This is a genomic window from Legionella sp. W10-070 (assembly GCF_900640175.1).
Lineage (GTDB): Bacteria > Pseudomonadota > Gammaproteobacteria > Legionellales > Legionellaceae > Tatlockia.
Map to the genome: position 1 here is coordinate 17,540 of NZ_CAAAJC010000026.1, position 14,981 is coordinate 32,520.

Below are 14,981 nucleotides of genomic sequence, written 5' to 3' on the forward strand. Positions count from 1 at the left end.
TTGTTATTCAAAGAAGCGACTTATCGCGTCGTATAATTACTACGTTTCAAAGGTTAGGGTAGTTGGCTCAAGTGTGTGTTTAATTAATTTGGAAAGTAGAAATGTCTGATATAGAAACTGGCCACGTCAAGTGGTTTAATGATGATAAAGGTTACGGCTTCATCAGTCGCGATAATGGTCAAGACGATGTATTCGTCCATTTTCGCTCAATCAATAGTCAAGCTAACCGTAAGTCTTTGGAAGAAGGCCAAAAAGTACGGTTTAAAGTGACTAAAGGGCCTAAAGGCTTGCAAGCAGAAGATGTAACCGCCGTGTAATTTCCTGCTGTTTCTTCAATTTCCCCCTTTGCTGTCGGTCTTGGTACACCATTAAAGGGGGAGATCTTTTTCAAGCTGGGGTTATCTTGAAAGAAGTCAGTTGTACAAAAGGTTTTTTAGGGTTAACCAGCAAAGAAGTCACCACATCCGCAGCAAAGCGGGTGTTAATTATCCCATTTGGTTTTGAATACGAAGAAGACTCAGGCTGCAGGCAGGGTCCGCAGGCTATAATCGCTGCTTCTCAAGGAATGAACCTGTTTGATGAACGCCTGGGCTGTTATCCTTACCAGCAAATCAATATCAAAACGATTAAGGCCATACCTCCCGGCAAGCGAGTGCGTCAGGCAATACAGCTGATGCAACAATGGCAGGATTCTTTATGGCAACAGGGGCAATTTGCCCTGATTTTAGGCGGCGAGCATCGTCTGATGCCGGATATACTCTCACCTTTGTTTACAAATGGCGAGGAGCTGGCTTTTATCCATCTTGGCGCCCAAGGCACTATTCTTCATGAACTTGCCCTGAAGCACCCCCGGCTTCAATTACTCGGTTTGGGTTTACGAAACATTGATCAACGGTTCTACCAGTTAGCCCAAAGAGAAAAAGATCGGTTGCGGTTATATTATGCTCATAATAAAGCGACTTGGGATTGGCAGTCAATTAACGATTTTTTGCGAAAAAAGCGCGTTTATTTGTCAATAAGTGTCAATTTTTTTGACATGAGCTTACTGCCAGCTACCCCTTCTCCTGAACCAGGCGGGTTGATGTGGGATGAGTCCATGGCTTGCATCGACGCACTTGCATCAATAATTAACCCTGTCGGTGCCTGTCTTTGTGATTTTTCTCCTCTTGAGCATGTCCTTTCTTATGATTTATTAGTGGCCAAGTTTGTTTATCGCCTGTTAACCAGCCTCTTTGTCAGAAGCGGATGCTAATATACCCAAGATACCAATTCAGGTTGATAGCGGTTATACTTTGAAGCCTGGATAATGTAGCTGGGATGCGTCGATGATAAAGTTAGTTGCCTTTCTTTTAATTCTAATTTCCTTTTGTGCCTATCCTTCGATTACTGTAATCGGCAGCTTTGAAGCCAATAAGTCTTGTCCGGCTTATTTATCTAAAAATAAAAAGACCAATCCAGATAAGTTAATCATCAAGCCTGCAGAAAAGTATGAAATTCGGGAAATAAATCGAGCTGAAAACCCAGACTGGTTACGCATAGAGGTGCCTACCGGGGAGAACAGTTTAAGATGGATTAGCGCTGCTTGCGGGGAATATAGTTATCAAGCTAATGGAAAAAACGCTTGTGAACAGATTCCAGGCCTTGCTGACTCTTATGTGCTGGCTCTTAGCTGGCAACCTGGCTTTTGCCAGACCTACGGCTATGAAGCAGGAAAACCAGAATGCCGGAATCTGGCTACAGACTCTTATCAGGCTTCTTATCTGGTATTGCATGGATTTTGGCCGAATCAGCAGATTTGTGGCCAACAATATGGATTTTGCGGCGTTAAGCCGCAAGAGAACCATTGCGATTATCCTCCAGTCAATTTAAATGAAGATGTGGCCAGAAATTTACGCCAATTGATGCCGAGCTACGCTTTTGGAAGCTGTCTTGAGCGGCATGAATGGAATAAACATGGCAGTTGTCAGATGCTTTCAACCGATGATTATTTCACTTTGGCTATGCGCTTGAACCAAGAGGCAAACCAAACAGCACTGGGACAATTTATCCATCGGCATGCGGGAGACATTGTCTCGGCAGATAAACTAAGGGAATCAATCCGTCAATCCTTTGGCAAGGATGCATCCCACAAGGTTTATCTGGGATGTAAGAATGGCATGCTGGTTGATGTGTTTATCCAATTGCCTGCGCTGATTCCTGCTAATGAAACGTTAACCGCTTTGGTGGGTAAGGCACCGGAGTTTACTCGGTATGATGCATGCCCTGGACGTATTGCGATCTCAGATTTTAATAGTGATTCCTGGTTTTAGGTATCTGGCAGCAAGTTACAAGCAGAAAATCTGCAGCAGGGGTGCGAAAACTGCCGCAGGTGTTAATTAACGCCTGCATGGAGCGCCAGCGAAATTGGGGATCGGAGCCACAACTTCAAGGAAAAACCGCACTTAAAATCGCACCCCTGCAGTAGGATAATCTTGCGCATTCTGGTAACTTCCTCTAATGTAGGGAGATACAGTAAATGGGGCCTCAGATTATGTTAATGCGGTTTTTCTTTTTATTTTTTATTTTGTTAGCTTCCGGCTGTACAAAACAAACTGTCATCCTCTCCTCAGTAAAATCGCAGCAAAACCGTTTTTTCCCCGCGTTCAATCAGGTTAAAGTGGAAGGAAACATGAACGTTAACCTGCGTACCGGCTATTCCAAGCCGCAGGTCATTTTGCGTGGCGATCCTGCCGATCTTCTGCAGGTAAAAACAGAGGTCAGGAATGGCGCTTTGCTAGTGATTCTGGGTAAGGGCTACCCCCGTTGTGGCTCTGTTTCAGTTGAAATCCGCGGACACTATTTAAATACCTTCAGCTATCAAGGTTCTGGTGAGGTGAAGGGGGCTAACCTTCGTTCTGGACTTCTCGATCTTTCCATCGATAATTCCGGCCGTACTACCCTGGGGGGAAACATTGTTCTTCGCAGGTTGACTGTAAGTGGCGGAGGTTATACCCAAATCAGCGGTATTAACAGTCAATACCTACAACTCTCCATAACAGGAAAATCCAAGGTCCAACTGGCAGGAATAATCAATATCAGCAAACTTGATCTTGATGAAGGGGTCTGGTTGGGGATGTATTGGGTTAAAAGCAAGGTGTTAACGGTACATGGCAAAGGTCGTGCATTTATGCAATTGGCTGGCATAGTAGACAGACTTGAGGTGGAGCTATGGGGTAATGCACATTTCAACGGCCGTTATTTACGTGCCAATCGGGCTTTTGTCAGAACTCATGATAGAGCGGTTGCTGATATTGCTGCTGTAAGACGCCAGCATACGCTTGCCACTGGAGCAAGTGATATTTACTTCTATAACCTGCCTACGCTGAGAACCGATTTCATGGCTTATGATGGCTCCGTTCTTGATATGCGGGAATGGGATAAATACGCTATGCGTGATTATGATCGTTATAATAAAATCTTAAGCCCCTAGTACAACGTTTCACTGAACCTGTCCAGTTTGTCATTCCCGCGCAGGCGGGAATCTATCTCTCAGGTGAAGTGAGGAGCTAAATTGGGCTATGGATTCCCGCCTGTGCGGGAATGACAGTGTAAGACAGAATCAGTGAAACGTTGTACTAGGTTCTGTGCACTTATCTTTTTACCGGCTGCAAATTCGGCTGGCCTCTTGCTCCTGGTTGGCGCAGTTTTGCTTCATGCAGGCGATAATTTTTTCTATGTCGCCATCCAGAGGTATGACATGGGCTGAATTAGCCAGCCAATGAATGGTCGCATCCTTTTTATTGGCAAAGCGTGCTGCTACTCGCCAGGAGGAAACAACCAGATCGTGGCAGCCCAAAAATAAATCAGTTGGACAGTGGGGGGTGATGAATTGAAATTGCTTGATAAGGGTGAATATTTCTATTATGGATGTGAGTGGCAGCTTTCTGTAGGCAATTTCGCAGTGCAGATCAGTGTATAAGTTCCCTGCGAAGCTGCGTATTTCTTTAAATCCCAACCAGTTTAAGAATTTTGTGAACCTTAGTGTTCTATCCAAGGGTAATCGTAAATCAAGGGCTGGAGCCAGCAGATAAAGGTGGTTTATGTTAAAGCGGTTGCTCAAATGACAGGCTAACAGGCCTCCTAAGGACAATCCCAGCACATCAACATGCTCAAATTCCTGGGTTAATATTTTCCCATATTGTTCCGCTAGTAAAAGCCATTCGGCTGCTTTTGCCCTGGCAAAGGCTTCAAGGTTATGTGCATGGCCAGGTAAAACGGGGCAGACAATAGCATCATAAAATGACAGGGAGGGGATTAATGTGCGGAAAACGGCAGGAGTGGATGTAAACCCGTGGATCAATAGCAAAGCACGCCGTTTTTTGCCGTTTCGATGTTCAATAGGGGCTAAAAGGGCCGTATCTTTTTTATCTAAACAAAAAAGCGAGTTCCCTCGCCGTAAACAGCGGAAATCATCAATATCCATTTCTATCCTTGGCAATTGCAAAATAAGTGTAAAAATAAAAATCCGTTAAATTTTTGTTAATCCTCATTTGGTATGATTAACCTATAATTATAATAATAAATATAACTCATTAATTTGTACGAGTTTAGTAAACGAATTGAAAATACCAGGGTAGCTGACTTTAGAAATTGAATAATCAGGGTTATGCTATGTTTAAACTAGTTATTTAAATAGGGGATGGTCATGGCTACTCCAGTTGACCCAAATACCACGCAAACGAGCACTTCAGCTCCAACGCCAACAACCGGACCTGCTACAAGCAGTACTCCGCCGGCTCCTGCTCCAGGTGGGGGCGCTCCAAATCCGACACAGGTTGCCAATGCGCCAACGCCCGGGAAGACTTCAGTAAAAACAGACAAGGACAAACCACAGCCAGAGCAGGCAAAGCCTTTAGGATCACCAAAAAAGAAAAAAGAGGATGATGATGAAAAAAAGTCAGAACTTCCCTGGATGGATATAGCAAACAAGCTGGAGAAGTTTGTTAAAGAGACTAATGCGGCGGTAACCGAGAAATTTCTCGATAAGTTGAAAGGGCTTAGTAGTAGTGGCCCCAAGGGAGAACCTCAGCAAAAAAATGATGCGAATCAGCCGAACCAACCTGCGAATGCCAACCAACAAACCAATCAGCAAACCGCATCCCAAACCCCCTCTAATCAGACGACCGCCAACCCTACAGACACGAATCAGACTGCCAGTCCACCCCCAACGACCGATGCTACAACTCCTACGGATACTGGCAGTCCGACGATGGACACGGCAAGCCCTACGGATACTGGCAGTCCGACGATGGACACGGCAAGCCCTACGGATACTGGCAGTCCGATGATGGATACGGCAAGCCCTACGGATACCGGCAGTCCGACGATGGACACGGCAAGCCCTACGGATACCGGCAGTCCGACGATGGATATGGCAAGCCCTACGGATACCGGCAGTCCGACGATGGATACGGCAAGCCCTACGGATACTGGCAGTCCGACTGATGACTCCTCTAGCCCAGAACCTACGGGTTTTTCTGCTTCCGCTGAGCAAATGCCCTCTGATTCAAGTACAGCAGCGATGGATACTACTACTCCTGAGATGAGCGCAGCTAACCCTACGGCGACTGATGCAAGTCAGAATAATGATCCTTTGAATGTTATGAATGATATGCAGCCACAACAGCCAACAGGGGTAAGTGGCGCTGATAAAACTGCTGAATTGGAAGAAGGGGCAGGGGTAGCAGCAACCCTCTAAGTTACTTGAATAAGAAATGATTATCCCTCCCCAGGAGAGGGATAATCATTGGGAAGGTTTTAGTTAAACTTAACGCTCCAGCAACTTATGGGGCAAGCTTTCCAGTCGACCGGCCTGGGTTACTACCACATAATTTAATTTACGTTGCAGCTCGCTAATAGTGTCGGCGCCCGCATAAGTCAATCCGGATCGCAGACCACCGATGATATCGGCAATGATCGATTCTTCAGCCTGTCGATAAGGCACTTCCGTAGCCACCCCTTCTGCGGTTTTCCATTCATGCATTTGACCTATAAAATCTTCTTGTGCTTCACGAGAAGCCATGCCGCGGTAACGTTTCACCTGTTTGCCATCTTCCTTGGTAATCACTTCTCCTGGTGTTGGATCGGTGCCTGCCAGCATACCGCCGATCATGACAAAATCAGCGCCGAAAGCCAGCGCTTTGACAATATCGCCTGAAGTGCGGATGCCCCCGTCGGCAACAATAGAGCGGTCGGAGCGGGCACAATCCTGAATACAGGTAAGCATGGGGATGCCAAATCCGGTTTTAATTCGCGTGCTGCATACAGAACCACCGCCAATCCCTGCTTTGATAATGTCTGCACCGCAGGATGCCAGGTAGTCAGCCCCGGCGTAGGTAGCGACATTGCCTGCCATGATGCAGCGGCTGCCAAGTAACTGCCTTAAACTTTTTAATGTTTTTCCAACATATTTGGCATGGGCATGGGCTACATCGACACAAAAATAATCAGCGCCGGCATCGCGTAATGCCTCAGCGCGCTGCAGTTCAGCGTCAGTACAGCCAACTGAAACAAACACAGGCCCTTTACATTTTTTGAATTCGCTGATGTTTTCATCAATGGTTAAAAAACGATGCAGGGCGCCAATACCGCCCTTGCTATGCATAAAATTAGCCATCTTGCTTTCAGTAATGGTATCCATATTGGAGCTTATCACCGGCAATTGCAGGCTGAGCTTTTCCAGGCGATCAGTCGTACTGATATCAACGACCCGTCTTGACTCATGATGATTGTAAGCTGGAACCAGTAATACATCATCGAAGGTGATGGCTTGGTTATTCATGATATCCTCTTTTGGACCACAGTTATTGAGCAGACATTATACGGCCATTATTTAAAACGTCCAGATTGCATGATCTGCCGGACAATTTTTAAGGAAAAACCGCCGTTTTAATCGCACCCTGATCTGCTGATTCTGGTTGTTATAAATGTTCAGCAGCATAATAAGAAAGCCTTGAACGCTCACCGCGGGTCAGGGTCATATGGGCGCTATGTTGCCAATGTTTGAAACGGTCAACGGCAAAGGTCAAGCCAGAAGTTGTTTCAGTCAGGTAAGGCGTATCAATCTGTTTGATATCACCAAGACAAACGATTTTACTTCCCGGGCCTGCCCGGGTAACCAGCGTTTTAATCTGCTTTGAAGTTAGATTTTGGGCTTCATCAATGATGATAAAACGGTTTAAAAAGGTACGTCCCCGCATGAAGTTCAGCGAACGTATTTTAATCTTGTTTTGCAGCAAATCCTGCGTGGCACCCCGGCCAAAGCTGCCCCCTTCTTGTGAACTGTGCAGTACTTCCAGGTTATCCATTAAAGCCCCCATCCAGGGCGTCATTTTCTCTTCTTCAGTGCCTGGCAAGAAGCCGATGTCTTCACCGACAGGGATGGTGACTCTGGTCATTAAAATTTCATTGTAGCGGTTTTGATCTAGAACCTGGGTTAAGCCGGCAGCAATGGTTAATAAGGTTTTACCTGTCCCTGCAGAGCCTTGTAAGGTTACGAAATCTATATCTGGATCAAGCAGCAGGTTGAGGGCAAAATTCTGCTCGCGATTGCGGGCCATAATCCCCCATACGGAATGCTTGGATTGGGTGTAGTCTCGTGCAATTTGTACCACCGCACCATTTTCCGAGACTTCTTTGATGACAGCCTGGAATTGATTATCTTCAGTGCTGATACAGTCATTGAAGTTCCATTGGGTGGTTAAGGGGCCACTAATGCGATAGAAGGTTTTTCCATTGTCCTGCCAGGCCTCCATATTTTTGGCATGGCTGTCCCAGAAATTATTTTCAAGAATATGCAAGCCGCTATGCAGCAGGTTGACGTCATCCAGTACTTTATCATTGTAGTAGTCCTGAGCCGGGATGCCCAGAATCCCGGATTTGATGCGCAAATTGATGTCTTTGGAAATAATAATGACTTGCCTGTCGGGATATTTTTTCTGCAAGCCGAGTGCTGTAGCGAGCAGGGTATTGTCTGCCTTATGACCTGGTAAGGAGGTAGGACGCAATTGTTCAAATTCATCGGTTTGAAAAAAAAGTCGCCCGCTTCCTTTCTGTCTTTCGCCGCTTAAGAAATCAGCAATGGGCAGGCCCTGGACAATTTCCTCATGGCTGGCATTGCTCATTAACTCCACTAACATCCGGTTGGTTTGGCGCACATTGCGTGCCACTTCTGAGAGACCGGTCTTATGACTATCCAGCTCTTCAAGAACAACCATGGGTAAATAAACATCATGTTCTTCAAATCGATAGATAGCAGAGGGATCATGCATCATGATATTGGTATCAAGCACGAACAATTTGGTTGTTTTATTTTCTATACCCATTCGTTTCACCTGTCAGATAGATGCTAATCATTGTGCTGAGGGGGGCGAATGGAGTCAAGCCTTATCTTGGCTTTCTAATTCTCTTAACGTCTCCATCACTTCCGCTACATGCCCTTTAACATTCACCTTGCGCCACTCATGCCGCAGGATACCCCGGGGATCGATAATAAAGGTACTGCGCTCAATGCCACGTACTTGCTTGCCATACATGGATTTCATTTTGATTACATCAAATTGCTTGCACAAGGACTCCTCCTGGTCACTAATCAGTTCAAAAGGAAATTGCTGCTTGCCTTTGAAATTTTCATGCGATTTCAAACTATCGCGAGAAATGCCCAAGACCTTGCTGTTTAATGTTTGCAGCTCAGGATAGGCATCACGAAAATCCTGACCCTCAACCGTACAACCTGGCGTTGAATCCTTGGGGTAAAAGTAGAGGATCAGCCATTGGCCTTGATAATCGCTTAATTTGCCCCGAGTGTTATTGGTGGCAGTAAATTCAAAATCGGCTACTTTCTCGCCAACGTTCATTGTTCTCTCCAGATAGGGTTATCTTGGGTATAGACTAGTTCAAAGTCGGGGTTTCGCCAAGACTTGTTATTCTGTGTATAATATCCGCTTTGCAAAGTTGATATCCTCAGGTGTTTTATGACTGCCCGTAAGCAGCAAAGTGCTGGCATTGCCACCAACAAAAAAGCACGTTTTGATTATTTTATAGAAAATGAACATGAAGCCGGTTTGGTTCTTGAAGGATGGGAAGTAAAAAGTCTGCGGGCAGGAAAGATAAATCTTTCTGATGCCCATGTGATTATAAAGCACGGCGAGGCTTTTTTGTTAGGTGCGCAAATCCAGCCCTTACCGACTGCCTCGGCACATCTTTTCCCGGATGCCACAAGAACCCGCAAATTGCTGCTCAATCGCAAAGAGCTCAACCAGCTTATCGGTAGTGTCGAGCGACAAGGGTACACCATCGTACCTTTATCCCTCTACTGGAAAAATAATCGGGTGAAAATAAAAATAGCCTTGGCCAAAGGGAAAAAAACGCATGATAAGCGAGACAGCATTAAGGATAGGGACTGGGAGCGGGATCGGGCCCGATTGTTTAAAAAGCATCATTAAAAAACAGGATTAACCAGAAGACTGTTCTTAATCAAGTTTTCTTCGCCGCAAAAAATTAATTGAGGACACCAGCTAAAGATTGTATGCTGAAGGGATTGTAGCTTCCTCCATTATCAGCCGATACGAGGTGCGCTCAGGCGGGGAACAGTTAAGCGTCTCATTGAGACTAACATACCAGGGCGATATGGCTAAAGGGGTTGGCTGGAGAATGAAAGTGATCCATAATCTGGAAGTTCCCAATTATTCCTGATTTGTGGTTAAGGATAATCAATGAAACAAGCTAAGTGGAAATCCTGTCTGAAAAGTATTGGCCTTTTGGTGGCTGTGATGGTAAGTGTTAACTCACAGGCAGCAAAATTGTATGGCTTGGAAAATACCAGGCATTTAAGTAGTAATTTACAGGCTCCTTTTTACATTCAGGCGGGGGCGTTTAAAATTCCCCGTAATGCGATTAACTACGCTCAGGAATTATCTAATCGCTATCCCTACCCAGTCAGGATAGTAAAAAAAGCGTTGTTTAACCGGGTAATAATCGGCCCTCTTCCCAATGTGGCAGCTGTAGAAGGTCTGACGGCACCGCAAACCCTGTTTGTCAGCAATGAAAAAAAGGAAAATCAGCCCGTAACATTGAAGGGGAAAGGGGAAGTGCATCAGACTGCATCAAGCTTGGTTGAAGTGCCTGATTTTGCCAGTGAAGCATTCGAGACTGAATCCGAGATGATCATCGCTGACGCTGAGGCAAATAATCTTATGATGGCATCTGATGATTTAATCGCCACTGCAGGGCAGCGCGATTTACTTAGCCAGGCCATAGGCGATTGCATCATTCAATATGCCGTGGCTGAACTTAAAAATTATGCCTTTCTTTGGGACGTGAGTAAGGAGATGCTGCCTGTTGTTTCCAACATTAATCTGCTCCCCAACTTGCCTTCCGTTGCCTTGCTTGACTGGCAAGCGCTAGAACAGCAAATGACTTAAAAGCGGGCATTTTCAGCAGATAATTAGCGTAAAATTTTAACAGGCTGTGCCAAGCACCCAATCGCTCAATTATTCACATTTCGCTCGGCAAAATTTGTTCACGGACCTGATATAGTATTCAATAGTAGCATATAAGTTAGCTATATTTTAAGTCAGGTCTAAGTGAAGTTTTAAGGCATCATTTATTTTCATCATAATTTTATTGCCAACAATACCTGCAGGGTCAGATTTAGCAATCCTTAATTTAGATATCGTTCTAATTTGATGACATTGAGCTTTAGAATCTTTAGTAAGATTCTGTTGAACTTCATACCCTTAATTTCGCCTGTCAGCAAGGAATGGGTTTTTAAGGAGTATTAGATGGGAAAGTATTTAGAAATTCTCAATAGCAAATTATCGCATACAGAAAAATCGGATTATCCACGTCGTCAATATCAATCCTTCATGACTACTTTTGAGTGGCGTAATGTAGAGATGGCAGATGAGCTGGCGAAATATATGAAAGAAGGGGGTTCCCTGTTCCATTTTCCCTATTTTCGCCAAATTTATGGTTTATGGAGAGTCACTTTTAAATCATTCTTTGTATCCCGGAAATATGATTCTGCAAGTAGTATTTTAAATTCAGAATATGGATTAATGGCCGCTTTTATTGGCATTTTTACGACACTGGAGTATGCACCGAAAGGGGTTATTTCCTTATTCTTGCGACCTTTCTTAAATAAGAAAAATTCCACACCGCTCCAGAATCATCTGGCTGAGTATTTCCAACAATATGCCTCAGACTTACAAACGATCCCTTTCTATGATCATGATTACAAAGGAGCAAAACAAAAGTTAGTGCGTGCCTATAAGGAATGTGCCAATAAGACTTGGGGTGACTGGTTTAGTTATCAATGCATTTCAGCTGAGTTAAGCGCCAGGTATTGGATTTCAAAACCATTAAGTTATTGGTTTCACCAGGAAAGCAATATTGTTCCTGCTACAACGGACATGATTGTTAAATTTAAATCAAAGGAAAGCAGTGGAATTGACAAGGCCAAACAGGAATTCATTTCTAAAATAGAATCAATCAAAGAGAATGCTCAGGTAAGCATTGTGAAAGATCATGTCTATGCTAAGGAGAAAAAGAATGCTAGTTACATTTCTATTTATGCAGAATTAAGGGCCCCTCGTTACGCTGCTTTCCAAAATACGATTCAGGCATTAGAAGAGCAAGACATTCAGGTGAAAAAAATTGCTGGCAATGAACAGGTACAAGTAAAGTGTCTGGTAGCAGATTCTAATGCGATGGCATCACAAGCTCAGCAATTAAAAGAAAAGAAAGTTAACCTGCTCTATGCTTATGGCGATGATATCCACCCCAATTACCGCATGTGTTTATTTGATATCCCAGTCAAGTATTTGCAAGAAGTAACTAACAATCTTAATCGATGTGAAGGCGTTGAAGTCAAGTTTATTCATAATTTTTAAAGGAAATAGGGATGAAGATTAATTTTTTTCCAGGTTTAGCTAAATTAACGGCTATTCCTGCTGTCATGATTGACAACGCTTATCGCAATGAAGAAAAAGGCGTTTGGGGGCATGTTTGGCGAGCGCTTAAAGTGCGCACTATTTATGGGTTCGTTTTTTTGCCCTTGGCTTTGGTAGACTTAGGAGTAGCTGGTTTACTTAGTGTCCGTTATGCAATTGGCTCAGCATTGCGAGTTGATGATGTGCAAGATCAGCGATTAATGCAACAAAAGAAATATAACACGCTTTTTAGTAAAAATCTGTTGGTGTTAGTTTCTGCCCCGCTAGGTTTTTTAAATCCAAAACTTGCCGGAAATTATTTTCTTCCTGAAAGGTCTGAAACAGGGGTTATTTCAGGGGGTAGTTACTATTATCATTCTCCAAATGCAGAGCTTAAAGTACCAGGAGACGTTGAAGAATTACAAAGCATTATTGCTAATGCTGCAAGACGGGGGGATAAAATCATTCCAGTGGGGGCTGGTTTTAGTCAAGGGAAACAATTTCTTCGGGAAGAAAACATCACCGTTGTGGATTTGAAGAAATTCAATACCATCGAAATTAATTCAAAAGAGAAAACGGCTACTGTCGGTGCTGGTACTCGCTGGAAAGAGCTACAAGTTGAAGCGGATAAACATAAGCTGGCTTTACAAGTTATGCAGGCATCCAATGTATTTTCTGTAGGCGGTTCCATCGGTACGAATATCCATGGTTGGAAACATGACAAGGGGATGTTATCCAATGTAATTCTTTCGATGGATATTATTAATGCTCAAGGTGAAAAACAAACCCTTACCCCCAGGGACGAATTATTTCATGCGGTTACTGGCGGGTTAGGATTAGTTGCTATTGTTGTGAGTGTAACCATCCAATTAACCGACAATGAATTGCTAATGGAAAAAGGTGTGAAGATTCCGATTAGTGATTATGTAGATTATTTTTATCAGCATGTTCTGGCAGATGAAAAAAATCGTATGCATTTATTTCGCTTATCCTTGGATCCTAAAAACCTTTTAGGCAGTGGAGTTGCGGTTAATTATGTTAAGGAAGGGACAGAAAAGCCTTGTATCACCCCCAATCTGACAGTTGAACGTGCAGATGGTAAACGTGAAGAACGGATCCTGATTAATTTGGCCAGACGTTTTGATTGGTTAAGGAAATTTTATTGGGCGGGTGAATCGGGGCGGTTGTTGGCCAATAAGGCCAAACCGCTTACGACCAATGCAATCATGCAACCGCCGATTAGTGCGATGTTTACCCCGGCATTAAGTGAAGCAGAGTGGTTACAAGAATATTTTCTACCTGCTGAAAATCTTGCACCATTCCTATCAAAACTAGGTAAATTACTGACAGATAATCATGTTGTCCTACTTAATGCCTCTGTGCGTTTTGTAAAACAAAACAATAAATCCCCCTTGTCTTATGCTTATGATGGCGATCGTTTTGCTGTAGTTCTCTGCTTTAATCAATCGTTGCAGCAAGAAAAGGTGGTTCAGGCGCAAAAATGGCTTAGAGAAGCGCAAAAAATGACTGTTGAAATGGGGGGAGCCTATTATTTACCCTATCAGCATGTCTCCTCACCAGAGGATTTTGATAAAGCTTATCCTCATGCAGAAGCGTTCCGTCGTATAAAGGCAACAGTTGACCCGGATAATTTATTTGTCAGTGGTTTTTACCAAAAATACATTGCGCCGCAGCCTCAAGAAAATCACTTTAAAGTGATTATGAAAGATGAGGCCAGTAGAAAAGAATTTGCTGGTTTTTTGCGCAATGTTTTGCAACGAGTCGATGATAATAAGTTATATGATTTATTAGCGGATATCTTAAAATATAAAGATTCCCATGCAGAAATTTATGAAGAATTATGTAGACGACTACCTGAGGTGATGCCATCACAGGCAGGATCGGTTTATCGTATTCTAAATTCCTTATCAGCAATTAAAAAAGATTTGGCCGATCAAGCAAAATTGTTGTTAGCTGGCATTAAAGAAATTAATGGTTTGGTTGAGATTGGTTACCCAGGAAGATTTGTCGCTGGATTTAAAAATCAATTTGAGATTAGAGGGAAAATTATTGCAGTTCTCGATGCAGTATCGATGACCGATTATATTCAAACTGGATTTCCGACACCTTATCATCAATTTCAAAAACTTGATTACAGTAAACCTAATCTTGCTGATCTTCCCGACAATAGTGCAGATGTTATTACTTGTTATGTGGGTCTCCATCATTTCCCAGATAATGAACTGGAAACATTCTTAAAAGACGTACGTCGAGTACTGCGTAATGGTGGTCATTTCCTATTAGTGGATCATGATGTAGTCGATGAAAAATCGTTTAGCATGGCGTATATGGCGCATACTATTTTCAATGCCGTGACAGGGATTAGTCTTCAAGATGAAGTGAATGAAACCAGAAATTTCCACCCTATGTCCTATTGGCAAGAATTGCTGGAGAAACATGGTTTGGGTTATGCGATAGAGGGTCCTGATGTGCCATTAATCAGAACGGAAGATCCAAGCCGTAATCGCATGGTAAGCTTTGTTAAATCCGGGCCTGAAAATGCCTGTTCTTCGCGTGAGCATGGCGTTGCGAAGAAATCACAACGTCCGGACTGGAGAAAATCGACCGCAGTCAAATCGAGTCATTCCTCTTTATTTGAAGGCAATAAGGCCGTGCAGGTAGCGCAGGAAGAGGAGCGAATCACAGTTAATTACGAATAGCAGTAAACCGATAAACCCTCCTTCCTCCAGGAGAAGCTTATCGGTCCCGTACATCCCTGCGAAGGCAGGGATCCATCCGTCAAAAAAGTTCGTAACTCAAATTAATCCACTGAGGATTGTTTGACTCAATTAAGTTAATTTTCCATTGTCTTTTCCATCTTTTTATTTGCTTTTCTCTAGGTTCTGTGAACGAAATTTCTAACGCATCCATATCAGCGCTCCGGCAAAGTGAATAAACCCTAAAAATGCTGAAATGGTTTTATCGAAACGTGAAAAAACCCTGCGGAAATGC

At 43.6% G+C, this 14,981-nt stretch carries 13 protein-coding genes and 1 pseudogene; 9 read left to right on the forward strand and 5 right to left on the reverse strand.

What is annotated here, in order from left to right; all coding sequences use genetic code 11:
- Positions 1-101 precede the first annotated feature (101 nt).
- The 4 genes from E1O65_RS10690 to E1O65_RS10705 all read left to right on the forward strand — a co-directional run bounded on the left by E1O65_RS10690 (position 102) and on the right by E1O65_RS10705 (position 3,469).
- A complete protein-coding gene (locus E1O65_RS10690; protein ID WP_133133596.1) occupies positions 102-317 on the forward strand; it encodes a cold shock domain-containing protein in 216 nt (71 codons plus the stop codon).
- Positions 318-403: 86 nt separating this feature from the next.
- Positions 404-1,252, forward strand: coding sequence for an arginase family protein (locus tag E1O65_RS10695; protein ID WP_165474957.1), 849 nt, complete (start codon positions 404-406; stop codon positions 1,250-1,252).
- Between the two features lie 73 nt (positions 1,253-1,325).
- On the forward strand, positions 1,326-2,309 hold the full coding sequence (locus E1O65_RS10700) for a ribonuclease T (protein WP_133133598.1): 984 nt from the start codon (positions 1,326-1,328) through the stop codon (positions 2,307-2,309).
- 206 nt (positions 2,310-2,515) lie between these two features.
- Positions 2,516-3,469 (forward strand): DUF2807 domain-containing protein, encoded by a 954-nt coding sequence (locus tag E1O65_RS10705; RefSeq protein ID WP_242601594.1) that lies wholly within the window; start codon positions 2,516-2,518, stop codon positions 3,467-3,469.
- A 168-nt stretch (positions 3,470-3,637) separates the two neighbouring features.
- Here the strand turns inward: E1O65_RS10705 and E1O65_RS10710 are convergent, their stop codons facing one another.
- Entirely contained in the window at positions 3,638-4,462 is an 825-nt protein-coding gene (locus tag E1O65_RS10710; protein WP_133133599.1) for an alpha/beta fold hydrolase, read from the reverse strand.
- 222 nt (positions 4,463-4,684) lie between these two features.
- Between E1O65_RS10710 and E1O65_RS10715 the strand changes: the two genes are divergently transcribed.
- Positions 4,685-5,737 carry a hypothetical protein gene (locus E1O65_RS10715; protein ID WP_133133600.1) on the forward strand — a complete coding sequence of 351 codons (1,053 nt, stop codon included), beginning with the start codon at positions 4,685-4,687 and terminating at the stop codon, positions 5,735-5,737.
- Between the two features lie 69 nt (positions 5,738-5,806).
- On the opposite strand, the gene E1O65_RS10720 is transcribed toward E1O65_RS10715, so the two are convergent.
- The 3 genes from E1O65_RS10720 to E1O65_RS10730 all read right to left on the reverse strand — a co-directional run bounded on the left by E1O65_RS10720 (position 5,807) and on the right by E1O65_RS10730 (position 8,894).
- Complete coding sequence (locus E1O65_RS10720) at positions 5,807-6,820, reverse strand: guanosine monophosphate reductase (protein WP_133133601.1); 1,014 nt, start codon at positions 6,818-6,820, stop codon at positions 5,807-5,809.
- Between the two features lie 139 nt (positions 6,821-6,959).
- Positions 6,960-8,363, reverse strand: coding sequence for a PhoH family protein (locus E1O65_RS10725; protein ID WP_133133602.1), 1,404 nt, complete (start codon positions 8,361-8,363; stop codon positions 6,960-6,962).
- Positions 8,364-8,417: 54 nt separating this feature from the next.
- Complete coding sequence (locus E1O65_RS10730) at positions 8,418-8,894, reverse strand: peroxiredoxin (RefSeq protein WP_133133603.1); 477 nt, start codon at positions 8,892-8,894, stop codon at positions 8,418-8,420.
- A 117-nt stretch (positions 8,895-9,011) separates the two neighbouring features.
- Between E1O65_RS10730 and smpB the strand changes: the two genes are divergently transcribed.
- The 4 genes from smpB (at position 9,012) to E1O65_RS10755 (ending at position 14,689) form a co-directional block, all read left to right on the forward strand.
- Positions 9,012-9,482, forward strand: a complete 471-nt coding sequence (gene smpB / locus E1O65_RS10735) for an SsrA-binding protein SmpB (RefSeq protein WP_133133604.1) — start codon at positions 9,012-9,014, stop codon at positions 9,480-9,482.
- A 270-nt stretch (positions 9,483-9,752) separates the two neighbouring features.
- Positions 9,753-10,460, forward strand: coding sequence for an SPOR domain-containing protein (locus tag E1O65_RS10740; protein ID WP_133133605.1), 708 nt, complete (start codon positions 9,753-9,755; stop codon positions 10,458-10,460).
- Between the two features lie 360 nt (positions 10,461-10,820).
- Positions 10,821-11,930 carry a hypothetical protein gene (locus E1O65_RS10750; RefSeq protein WP_133133606.1) on the forward strand — a complete coding sequence of 370 codons (1,110 nt, stop codon included), beginning with the start codon at positions 10,821-10,823 and terminating at the stop codon, positions 11,928-11,930.
- An 11-nt stretch (positions 11,931-11,941) separates the two neighbouring features.
- Positions 11,942-14,689, forward strand: coding sequence for an FAD-binding protein (locus E1O65_RS10755; RefSeq protein WP_133133607.1), 2,748 nt, complete (start codon positions 11,942-11,944; stop codon positions 14,687-14,689).
- 198 nt (positions 14,690-14,887) lie between these two features.
- Here E1O65_RS10755 and E1O65_RS10765 read toward each other — a convergent pair.
- Positions 14,888-14,981, reverse strand: a pseudogene (locus E1O65_RS10765) (IS5/IS1182 family transposase); the annotation flags it as partial.

Coding starts and splice junctions, on each gene's coding strand:
- E1O65_RS10690 (WP_133133596.1), top strand. CDS start 102: ATGTCTGATATAGAAACTGGCCACGTCAAGTGGTTTAATGATGATAAA.
- E1O65_RS10700 (WP_133133598.1), top strand. CDS start 1,326: ATGATAAAGTTAGTTGCCTTTCTTTTAATTCTAATTTCCTTTTGTGCC.
- E1O65_RS10705 (WP_242601594.1), top strand. CDS start 2,516: ATGGGGCCTCAGATTATGTTAATGCGGTTTTTCTTTTTATTTTTTATT.
- E1O65_RS10710 (WP_133133599.1), bottom strand. CDS start 4,462: ATGGATATTGATGATTTCCGCTGTTTACGGCGAGGGAACTCGCTTTTT.
- E1O65_RS10715 (WP_133133600.1), top strand. CDS start 4,685: ATGGCTACTCCAGTTGACCCAAATACCACGCAAACGAGCACTTCAGCT.
- E1O65_RS10720 (WP_133133601.1), bottom strand. CDS start 6,820: ATGAATAACCAAGCCATCACCTTCGATGATGTATTACTGGTTCCAGCT.
- E1O65_RS10725 (WP_133133602.1), bottom strand. CDS start 8,363: ATGGGTATAGAAAATAAAACAACCAAATTGTTCGTGCTTGATACCAAT.
- E1O65_RS10730 (WP_133133603.1), bottom strand. CDS start 8,894: ATGAACGTTGGCGAGAAAGTAGCCGATTTTGAATTTACTGCCACCAAT.
- smpB (WP_133133604.1), top strand. CDS start 9,012: ATGACTGCCCGTAAGCAGCAAAGTGCTGGCATTGCCACCAACAAAAAA.
- E1O65_RS10740 (WP_133133605.1), top strand. CDS start 9,753: ATGAAACAAGCTAAGTGGAAATCCTGTCTGAAAAGTATTGGCCTTTTG.
- E1O65_RS10750 (WP_133133606.1), top strand. CDS start 10,821: ATGGGAAAGTATTTAGAAATTCTCAATAGCAAATTATCGCATACAGAA.
- E1O65_RS10755 (WP_133133607.1), top strand. CDS start 11,942: ATGAAGATTAATTTTTTTCCAGGTTTAGCTAAATTAACGGCTATTCCT.